6 protein-coding genes are annotated in these 9,998 nt (G+C 63.8%); 4 read left to right on the top strand and 2 right to left on the bottom strand.

The window, feature by feature from the left end; translation table 11 throughout:
- Positions 1 to 10: 10 nt before the first annotated feature.
- Complete coding sequence (locus tag BRA49_RS09340) at positions 11 to 457, bottom strand: DUF3887 domain-containing protein (protein ID WP_292385470.1); 447 nt, start codon at positions 455 to 457, stop codon at positions 11 to 13.
- Positions 458 to 827: 370 nt separating this feature from the next.
- Between BRA49_RS09340 and kdpA the strand changes: the two genes are divergently transcribed.
- From kdpA to BRA49_RS09360, 4 genes are read left to right on the top strand one after another with little or no spacing between them, the layout of a single operon-like run.
- The gene (gene kdpA, locus BRA49_RS09345; protein ID WP_292385472.1) at positions 828 to 2,534 is read left to right on the top strand and encodes a potassium-transporting ATPase subunit KdpA; all 1,707 of its coding nucleotides are present in this window, start codon (positions 828 to 830) and stop codon (positions 2,532 to 2,534) included.
- 4 nt (positions 2,535 to 2,538) lie between these two features.
- Positions 2,539 to 4,602 carry a potassium-transporting ATPase subunit KdpB gene (gene kdpB, locus BRA49_RS09350; RefSeq protein ID WP_292385474.1) on the top strand — a complete coding sequence of 688 codons (2,064 nt, stop codon included), beginning with the start codon at positions 2,539 to 2,541 and terminating at the stop codon, positions 4,600 to 4,602.
- Between the two features lie 11 nt (positions 4,603 to 4,613).
- On the top strand, positions 4,614 to 5,198 hold the full coding sequence (kdpC, locus tag BRA49_RS09355; protein WP_292385476.1) for a potassium-transporting ATPase subunit KdpC: 585 nt from the start codon (positions 4,614 to 4,616) through the stop codon (positions 5,196 to 5,198).
- Positions 5,199 to 5,245: 47 nt separating this feature from the next.
- Positions 5,246 to 7,135, top strand: coding sequence for a DUF4118 domain-containing protein (locus BRA49_RS09360; protein ID WP_292385512.1), 1,890 nt, complete (start codon positions 5,246 to 5,248; stop codon positions 7,133 to 7,135).
- Between the two features lie 127 nt (positions 7,136 to 7,262).
- On the opposite strand, the gene BRA49_RS09365 is transcribed toward BRA49_RS09360, so the two are convergent.
- Complete coding sequence (locus tag BRA49_RS09365; RefSeq protein WP_292385478.1) at positions 7,263 to 9,986, bottom strand: PAS domain S-box protein; 2,724 nt, start codon at positions 9,984 to 9,986, stop codon at positions 7,263 to 7,265.
- Positions 9,987 to 9,998: the final 12 nt, after the last annotated feature.

Raw genomic sequence — 9,998 nt, forward strand, 5'->3', positions numbered from 1 at the left:
ATGGAACGCTTTAACTGCGCAGCATCGGCGAGTTGAACCAGAGGCCGTAGAGCTGGTGCGACTCATCGCCCTGCTTGAAGACGAACCGGAGAGCCACCCCGTCCTCCCGCTCGAATGCCGCCTTGTAGGTCACGGCGATGAACTCACCGGTCTCCGTGACGGCGGGCTCCCTTCGGGATTCATAGAGCCCGATCCGGGACGTGACCGACTCACGGTTCCGCTCAAACGCGGCCTCGTCCAGGGCCTGCTTCATCTCCGGGCCGAAGTCGCGGGAATACATCGTGTAGTTGCCCTCGTTGAAGCCCTGCATGACGTTATCGGCGACCGGGTCGGCGTAGGCAAGCACCTCTGCCGCCTCCTCGCCGGAGAGCACGGTCTCCTGGCTCGTGCAGCCGCAGGCGAAGACCGCGGCGAGGACCACGAGGACGGCGGGGAGTGGAATGTGAGAACGACTCATGATAGAGTCTCGAACCGGCAGGTAATGAATGTAGGGATCGGATTGCCGGGAGGGAGAACCGCAACGGCAATCGGAGCGGTGCAGAGGCCGTCGACAGGGGAGCTATGTTCCGGATCTTCCACCGGTTCGAGCGGTGCAGGGCGAAAGTCTCGGCCGCTTCACCGTCCGGACTGGTGGAGAGATACGGCGGTGTTCCGGTTTACGCTGAGGAAAGCAACATAACCCTTCACCGATCCCGCCGCCGTCGGGACCCGATGGTCGAGCAGGGAGAGGACGAGACATCCTGCCACGGGGGATGCCGTTGCGCGAAGGAGTTACTTTTATAGTAATAGGAATATCCTTCCGAGCAGATAGAAATCGGCGGTCCGCAATGGCACAACCTGCACCGCTCCTCGACGGGTCACTCTTCATCGCGTTCTTCACAGCAGTCACCATCACGGGAGTGCTCTTTGGCCGGTATATGGCGCACGTGTTCTCCGGGGACTACTCCCGCGGCATCCCCGGAGCGCTGGAGGCCCGGCTCTTTCGCTTCATCGGCACGTCCGCCGGCGAGGAGGATGACTGGAAGGGATACGCACGGGAGATGCTCATCTTCAACGGCATCGGGTTTATCGCTCTCCTCGCGCTTCTCCTGCTGCAGGGTTACCTGCCGCTGAACCCGGAAGGCTGCGGTGCATTCGACCCCGGCACGGCAGTCCATACGGCGGCAAGCTTCGTCACCAACACCAACTACCAGATCTACGCAGGGGAGGTCTCCGCGAGTTACCTGACCCAGATGGCCGGCTTCACGGTCCAGAACTTCCTCTCGGCCGCCACCGGGATCTGCATCGCCGTCGCGGTGATGCGGGGAGTCACCCGCCGGTCGACCGACCGGATCGGCAACTTCCGGGTGGACGTGACCCGGTGCGTCCTCTACATCCTTCTCCCGGTTGCATTCGCCGCCGCCCTCCTGCTCGTCTCGCAGGGGGTCATCCAGAACGTCGACCCCTACGTGCATGCCGCGGGGTACGGCCCGGCCGGACCGCAGACGATCGCCATGGGGCCTGTCGCCTCCCAGGAGGCCGTCAAGGAGTTCGGCACGAACGGGGGCGGGTTCTTCAATGCCAACTCCGCCCACCCCTACGAGAACCCGACACCGTTCGCCAACCTCGTAGAGATCTTCCTGATCCTCCTGATCCCGGTCTCGCTGCCCTTTGCCTTCGGGCGGATGGCGGGGTCGATGCGGCAGGGATGGGCCATCTACATCGTCATGCTCGCGATCTACCTCCCCGCCCTCGGCACGCTCTATGTTGCGGAACTGGGCGGCAACCCGCTCATGGAGCAGTTCGACGTGACCGGGGTCTCGATGGAGGGAAAAGAGGCCCGTTTCGGGCTCGGCGGCACCGCCCTCTTTGCCGCCTCCACCACCGCGACGCCCTGCGGGGCGGTCAACGCCATGTTCGACTCCTTCATGCCGATTGCAGGCATGGTACCGATGCTCCTGATCCTGCTCGGCGAAGTCGTCTTCGGCGGAGTGGGATCGGGGTTCTATACCTTTATCGGTTTTATCGTGCTCGCCGTCTTCATCGCCGGGCTGATGATCGGGAGATCCCCCGAGTATCTCGGAAAGAAGATCGAGGTCCGGGAGATGCGCATGGCCGTTCTCACGGTCCTGGTGCCGGGCGTCCTCGTCCTCATCCTCACGGGGATCGCGCTGCTCCTCCCCGGCACGGCCGAAGCGATGCACAACCCGGGTCCGCACGGCCTCTCCGAACTCGTCTACACGTTTGCCTCCATGTCCAACAACAACGGGAGCGCGTTTGCCGGGTTCGACGCTTCAGGGATTTTTTATGCGCTCACCGGCGCCGCGGCGATGGCCATCGGGCGGTTTGTCCCGGCGGTCGCGATGCTCGCCCTCGCCGGGTCGATAGCGCAGAAGAAGACCGTCCCACCGGGACCCGGGACCCTGGCAACCGCGTCGGCAACGTTCACCGTCTGGACGATCCTGGTGATCCTGATCGTCGGGGCGCTCACGTTCTTCCCTCTCTTCGCCATGGGGCCGATCGCCGACCACCTGCTGCTCTTCGGAGGCGGGTAGCCCGATGGCCAGGAAGCGGTACCCCCGGTTCGGGGCCTTCGAACCGGGTCTCATCCGCAAAGCACTAGTCGGGAGCGTGCTCAAGCTGGACCCGCGCAGGCAGATCGAGAACCCCGTGATGCTGGCGGTGGAGGTAGGGGGGATCGTCACGACGGCAGGGTTCTTCGTCGGCCTCTCGGCCGCCACCGGAGAACAGTCGTTATTCACCGGCCTCGTCTCCCTCTGGCTCTGGCTGACGGTGCTCTTCTCTAACTTCGCTGAATCCCTCTCCGAGGGGAGGGGAAAGGCGCGGGCGGCGTCGCTCCGGCAGTCCCGCACCAGCGTGCCCGCACGCCGCCTCGAGAGAGAGACGTTCGATGCCCCGGCAAACGAGGTCGCCTCCTCCGACCTCCGGCCGGGCGACCTCGTCCTGGTGAGGGAAAGCGAGATTATCCCCGGCGACGGGGAGGTGGTCAGGGGAGCCGCCCTCGTCAACGAAGCGGCCATCACCGGAGAGTCCGCGCCGGTGGTGCGCGAGGCGGGAGGGGACCGCAGCGCGGTGACGGGGGGGACAACGGTGCTTGCAAACGAGATCATCGTCCGGGTAACCACGGAGCCCGGCCGGACCTTCCTCGACCGCATGATCGCCATGGTCGAGGGGGCCGAACGGCGCAAGACGCCCAACGAGGTCGCGCTCGAGATCCTGCTCCTGGCGCTGACCGCCGTCTTCCTGGCAGTCGTCGGCAACATTCACCCGGTATCCGCCTACAGCGCCTCGTTCACCGGTTCAGGCGCTCCTGCGAGCCTCACGGTGCTGGTCGCACTCTTCGTCTGCCTGGCCCCGACGACCATCGCGGCACTCCTCCCGGCGATCGGGATCGCCGGCATGGACCGGCTCTTCCAGCGCAACATCGTCGCACTCTCCGGCCGGGCGATCGAGGCGGCAGGCGACGTCAACGTCCTGCTCCTCGACAAGACCGGGACGATCACCCTTGGAAACCGCCAGGCGACGGAGTTCGTCCCGGTGGAAGGGCAGTCCCGGGACGAACTGATGCAGGCCTCCCTTCTCTCCTCGTACGCCGATGAGACGCCGGAAGGGAGGAGCATCCTTGCCCTTGTCCGGGAGAAGACCGGCACCGCACCGGCCTGCCCCCCGGGTGCACGGTTCATCCCGTTCTCGGCCGCCACCCGGGTGAGCGGCGCCGAGTGCGGCGAGACGTTGTACCTGAAGGGAGCCGCCGACGCGATCACGAGGCTCGTCCCCGAACGCGGAGGAACGGTGCCCCCGGACCTGGCGACGAAAGTGAATGGGATTGCATCGGCAGGAGGCACGCCGCTCGTGGTGGCCGAGAACGAGACGGTCCTCGGCGTGATCTTCCTCAAGGATATCTTAAAGACCGGCATCCGGGAACGGTTTGCCGACCTTCGCCGGATCGGGATACGGACGGTCATGATCACGGGCGACAACCCGCTCACCGCGGCTGCAATCGCAGCGGAAGCGGGTGTGGACGACTACCTTGCCGAGGCGAAGCCGGACGACAAGTTGAGGCTGATCCGCGAGACGCAGGACGAGGGCTACATGGTCGCCATGACCGGCGACGGGACCAACGATGCGCCCGCCCTCGCCCAGGCCGATGTGGCGGTGGCCATGAACAACGGGACCCAGCCGGCGCGGGAAGCGGCCAATATCATCGATCTGGACAGCGATCCCACCAAACTGCTGGATATCGTCGAGATTGGCAAAGAGATCCTGATGACCCGCGGAGCCCTCACCACGTTCTCCATAGCAAACGACATCGCCAAGTACTTCGCCATCATCCCGGCTGCACTGGTCGGGATCTACCCGCAGCTCGCCGTCCTGAACATCATGGACCTCGCCACCCCGCAGTCGGCCATCCTCTCCGCGGTCATCTTCAACGCCCTGGTCATCCCGCTCCTGATACCGGTCGCGCTTGCCGGAGTGCGGTTCAAACCGATGCCGGCATCGAGGCTCTTTGCCTACAACCTGATCATCTTCGGGATCGGGGGCCTCGCCGCCCCGTTCATCGGCATCAAAGCGCTCGACCTCCTGATCGCCGGAGTTCTGTAGAGAGTATACCCATGACGGCGATACGACAGGCAGTAACAAGCGGTCTGCTCCTCTTCCTCGTCCTCTTCGCCATCACGGGATTCGCCTACCCCCTGGCAGTGACGCTCATCGCCGGTGCGGCATTTCCGTACCAGGCCCACGGGAGCCTGGTCGTCGACGGCCAGGGCCGGGTGATCGGCTCGGACCTGATCGGCCAGAACTTCAGCGCACCGTTCTACTTCCAGGGCCGCCCCTCGGAGACACCGATCACCGCTTACAACGCCTCCGCCTCCGGAGGGTCGAACCTTGCGCCCGGAAATCCCCTGCTCCTCGAACATATCGCGGACCGGGTGAGGGCTCTCCGGAACGCCGGCGTGCAGGGCCCGATCCCGTCCGATCTCGTCATGGCTTCGGGGAGCGGTCTTGACCCCGCGATCAGTCTGGATGCCGCGCTGGTGCAGGTCCCCGCCGTCGCAGAGGCGCGCGGTCTCCCGGAGAACGAAGTCCACGCGCTCGTTCTCGCCTGGGCAGAGAGCCTGCCGGCCCCGTTCGTAGAACCCTGCATCAATGTCCTCTCGCTCAACCGTGAGCTGGACCGCCTGGACGGGAGGGACTGAACACGGCAGAAAGGATCGCTGAGGAAGGCCGCCCTCTGCCGGAGGACCTGCTCGCCGTTGCAGAGCGGGCGGAGCAGAGAGCCGGGAAGGGGCAGCTGACGATCTACCTGGGTTACGCCGCCGGTGTCGGGAAGACCTACGCGATGCTGGAGGACGCACTCAGCCACCGGGGCGACGGGCTCGACGTCGTGATCGGGTATGTGGAGACGCACGGCAGGGCAGAGACGAACGCGCTCGCCGCAAGGCTCGAAGCAATCCCCCCGGTTCGCAGCGATTACCGGGGACTCACGCTGCGGGAGCCGGATATCGACGCGATTCTCAGGCGGCGCCCGCAGATCGTCCTCATCGACGAGCTTGCGCACACCGATGCTCCGGGGAGCCGCCACATAAAACGTTACCAGGACATCGAGGAGATCCTTCACGCGGGGATATCGGTCTATACCACCGTCAACATCCAGCACATCGAGAGCCAGAACGACATCGTCGCCCAGATCACGGGCATCCGTGTCGCGGAGACGGTCCCGGACACGTTCTTCTACGATGCCGACGAGATTCGCCTGATAGATATCCCGCCGGAGGAACTCCGGATCCGCCTCCGCGCCGGGAAGGTCTATGTCCGGGATATGGCCGAACAGGCCGTCCGGCGATTCTTCAGCGTCGAGAATCTCCTGGCGCTCCGGCAGATCGCTCTCCGGTTTATGGCGCAGGTCACCGACCGCCAGATGCTCACCTGCATGCGGGCAAGGGCCATCCCGGGCCCGTGGCCTGCCGGGGAACGGCTTCTCGTGGGGATACGCCCCGGCCCGACGGCGGACCAGATGGTTCGTGCGGCATACCGCCTTGCGGACAGGTTCCGTGCGGACTGGATCGTGATCTCCATCGGGACCGAGAGCGAGCAGAACCTCACGGACCGGGAACGGCGGTGGCTCAACGACGCGATGGAGACGGCAAGGAACCTCGGGGGGCGGATCGTCCGTTACCGCGGAGGGGACGTTCCGGGGGAGCTGATCCGGTATGCCCGGCAGCACAACGTCACCATGATCATGCTCGGTAAACCCCGCGGACTGGACATCTTCTACTCTCCCGTATACCGCATCATGGTCCGGTCAAAGGGGATCGATATCTTCCTCTACGAACCGAAAGCAGCGGTAAGCATCCCAATCCACAGGCAACTGCCGCAGTTTGTGAACTTAAACCTCATCATCAGCGCAATACTCATCGCGCTTGTGACGATTATGAACTACTTCCTGCGAAATGTCATCAGTTCGTCAAACATGCTCATCATCCAGTTGATTCCGGTGGTGGCGGCAGCGCTCTTGTTCCGCCGGGGCACAGCGATCATCACCGCTATCGTAAGCATCCTGATCTTCGACTTCGTTTTTGTGGTTCCCTACTACACGCTTACAATCACCGACTGGGAGTATTTCATCTCATTTGTGGGATACGTGGTCATTGCGTTCATCATCAGCGGTCTCGCAACAAGGCTCCGCTACCTGCTCCCGCAGATACGGAGGAGCGAGGCAACGGTTGAGGCCGTCACCGTCCTCTCCCGCGATCTGGTGAACGTCGCACACCGCCAGGAGATCTTCGATACGCTCTATCGACACATGAAGCAGTTCGGCGAGGGAGCATTTGCCGTTCTCACGCCGGATACGGGGGGGCTCTTCGTGAACGTCGGGGACCCCGGTTATCCGCTCACCCCAAAAGAGCGGACGATTGCCCGGTGGGCCTTCGAGAACGGCCGGACAGCGGGGAGAGGCACCGATACCCTCCCGATGGGCATAGGACACTACGTTCCGATGAAGGCATCCGGGGTTACGTTCGGCGTCCTGGCGTTCGCGTTCAGGGACCCGGAGGAGGTGCTTACGCCGGAGAATAAGGACATCCTCCAGACCATGGCATACCTGGGGGCTCTGGCCCTGGAACGGGTAGAGTGAGCGAACCGTCCCTGCCGCCGACGCCGGCAAGCGAGGGGCGCTCCAGGCTAAATCCCGGTACGGCAGGCGATACCCGGGAAGAAGGCCCGGCTCCGGGGAGGTGCGGACGATCTGAGACGCAACCTCTTTACTCCAGGATTCTGTATCCCCCGCGGGGCACGCGCATCTCAAACCGCGCTCCCTTCCCGGACTCTCCGGTCTCGGTGATGCCGATCCCGGTGATCTCGAGGATCTCCCGGATCAAAAAGAGTCCAAGCCCCGTGTTCTTCCCGAACCCACGGTAAAAGATCCGCTCCTTCTCCTCAGCAGGAATCCCGGTGCCGTCATCCTCCCAGACAAGGGTGAGGTCCCCGTTCTCCTCCGGCCGATACCGGACGCGGACCCGGGTCGCCGACTCCCCGTGCCGGATCGTGTTGTCCATCAGGTTGGCAAAGACCGTAGAGAGCATTGGATCCGTGTAGACCACGAGATCCCCGGCTTCGTCGTCGATGGGTAACCCATGAAGTGCCGCCGTCTGGATTGCATCGGATATTCGCTGCCACTCCGGCGATCTGACGCCGAGATCCGTGTAGTCCCGGGTGAACTCGATCTGGCGGTGTATCCGGTCGGCGGCACTCTGCACCCGGGCAAGGTACTCCGAGACCTCGGGCTCCTGGACGGCCTCCTCTGCAAACGAGAGATTCCCGAGGAGGATCGTCAGCTGGTTCAGGATATCATGCCGGGTGATGCTGCTCATCAGGTTGAGCTTTTTGTTCGCGACCGCGAGGCTGTTCGTCTGCCGGGCAAGTTCCCCGGCATGATACTCGATCTCCCGCTCCATTGCTCTACGCACGGTGATATCCTGGGCGGTGAACGTCACGCCCCGGGAGAAGTCCGCCGGATCGAGTGGTGTTATGGAGAGCAGAACATAGATGATCCCGCCGTCCTTGCGGAGGGACCGGGTCTCAAGGGTGCACGTCCCGGCCTTCGTGATCTCTGCATACACCACCTGCATGGCAGACTCGTACTCCCCTTCATCCGGGTAGAGCAATTCTACGGGCTGGCCGATGAGTTCGCCGCGGGTGTAGCCGACGATCTCGCAGAGCCGTCCGTTGACTTCCGTAATGAGCCCGTCAACCACCATCCCGATGCCGGTGGGGGCGGCGCGGAAGATGCTCTCCATCTTCTCCGCAGTCTCCCGCAGCGCCTCCTCCACCCGTCTCTGCTCGGTAACGTCCAGGCAGTGCCCGATATAGCCGAGGAAGTTGCCGTGGGTGTCATACCGGGGGGAGCCGTCGTCCTGGATCCAGCGGTACTCACCGTCGTGTCGCCGCAGGCGGTAGGTCATGCTGAACCGCTCGCGGCGGGCAAAGGCACCCATGTAGGTCTCGACGCATCGCGTGAGATCGTCCGGGTGCACCCCCTCGACCCAGCCGTCGCCGGTCTCCTGCTCGAGCGTCCGGCCGGTGAAGGCAAGCCACGGCTCGTTGAAGTAGTCGCATTTTGCGTCCAGCCCGGACGTCCAGATCAGGGCCTGGCCGCTGTCTGCAAGGGTGCGGAAATGCAGCTCGCTCTCCCGCAACGCCTCTTCGGCCTCCTTCTGGTCCGTGATGTCCTGCCACCCGCCATACAACCTTATCTCGCCGTTCGTGGTGTCGGTACAGTTGGCCGAGACACGGAGCCACCGGACCGGACCATCCCGGCGGACGATCCGGATCTCAAAGAACGACGATGTCCCCGGGGAGAGCCAGAAGATCTCGCGCTCAAAGACGGGCATGTCGTCCGGGAGGATGATAGCCTTCCAGCACCGCATCGCGAGGATCTCGCCGTTTGTATACCCGGTGATCTCATGCACTGCTCCGGCAATCCAGTCGATGGTGTACTCGCCCGAATGCTCGAGGGCACACGAGTAGACGACGTCGGAGATGCTCTCGGAGATCTGGCGGTAGTGTTCCTTGCTCTCCAGAAGCCGGTGCTGGCTCCCGGCAAGGTCGTCAAAACTCGACCGGAGCTCCTCCTCGACGGCGGCCAGCTGCTCGTAGGCCGCCTGCAGTTCCTCGTGCTGCGAGAGCAGTTCGAGTTCGGTGAGTTTGCGGTCCGTGATGTCATGCACCATCCCGATGGAGCGGAAGACCCTGCCGGATTCGTCCCGCTGGTGCTCGCACCGCTCGACGACGTACCGGACCTCTCCGGTATCGCCGCGAAGGAGACGGTGCTCGACCTCGAATGCGTCCCTCCCGTCCGCGATCGAGGCGGAGTACGCGGTATTGACCCGGGTTCGATCATCCGGGTGGACCATCGAGAGGAACGCCTCATAGGTCGGCGCAGGTTCTGCGGGGTCAAGGCCGGAGATGCGGTAGGTCTCGTCCGACCAGGTCAGCCGCCCGGTCCTGTGGTCGAACTCCCAGCTGCCGAGGTGAGCAATGCTTTCGGCATTATGCAACAGCTCTTTACCCCTGCGGACCGCCACCTCTGCTCTTCGCCTCCCGGCAACCTGTCGCACCGCGTTTGCAAGCTCGGCAAACTGTGTCTTCGGGTTCCCGCCCTTCTGGAGGTAGAAGTCGGCACCGTTGTTCAGCGCCTCGATTGCGACCTCCTCACGTCCCCGGCCGGTGAAGATGATGAAAGGTACCCGGGATCCTGCTTCCCGGACCTGTTTTAAGAGCTCGATCCCATCCATCTCCGGCATCTGGTAGTCCGAGATGACCGCGTCGTAGCGGCCGGTCCGGATCATGCGAAGCGCCTCGTGTGGGCTTGCGGTGACATCGACGGCGATGCCGTCCTCCCGCTCAAGGAACATACGGCCGAGATCGAGCAGTGCCTCCTCGTCGTCTACATAGAGGATGCGATCAGGGGCGGCTTGGACGTGCATGATGGTACCTAT

Source organism: Methanoculleus sp. UBA430 (assembly GCF_002506585.1).
Lineage (GTDB): Archaea > Halobacteriota > Methanomicrobia > Methanomicrobiales > Methanoculleaceae > Methanoculleus.

Excerpts from the sequence above, each read along its gene's own strand:
- BRA49_RS09340 (WP_292385470.1), bottom strand. The coding sequence starts at position 457 with ATGAGTCGTTCTCACATTCCACTCCCCGCCGTCCTCGTGGTCCTCGCC.
- kdpA (WP_292385472.1), top strand. The coding sequence starts at position 828 with ATGGCACAACCTGCACCGCTCCTCGACGGGTCACTCTTCATCGCGTTC.
- kdpB (WP_292385474.1), top strand. The coding sequence starts at position 2,539 with ATGGCCAGGAAGCGGTACCCCCGGTTCGGGGCCTTCGAACCGGGTCTC.
- kdpC (WP_292385476.1), top strand. The coding sequence starts at position 4,614 with ATGACGGCGATACGACAGGCAGTAACAAGCGGTCTGCTCCTCTTCCTC.
- BRA49_RS09365 (WP_292385478.1), bottom strand. The coding sequence starts at position 9,986 with ATGCACGTCCAAGCCGCCCCTGATCGCATCCTCTATGTAGACGACGAG.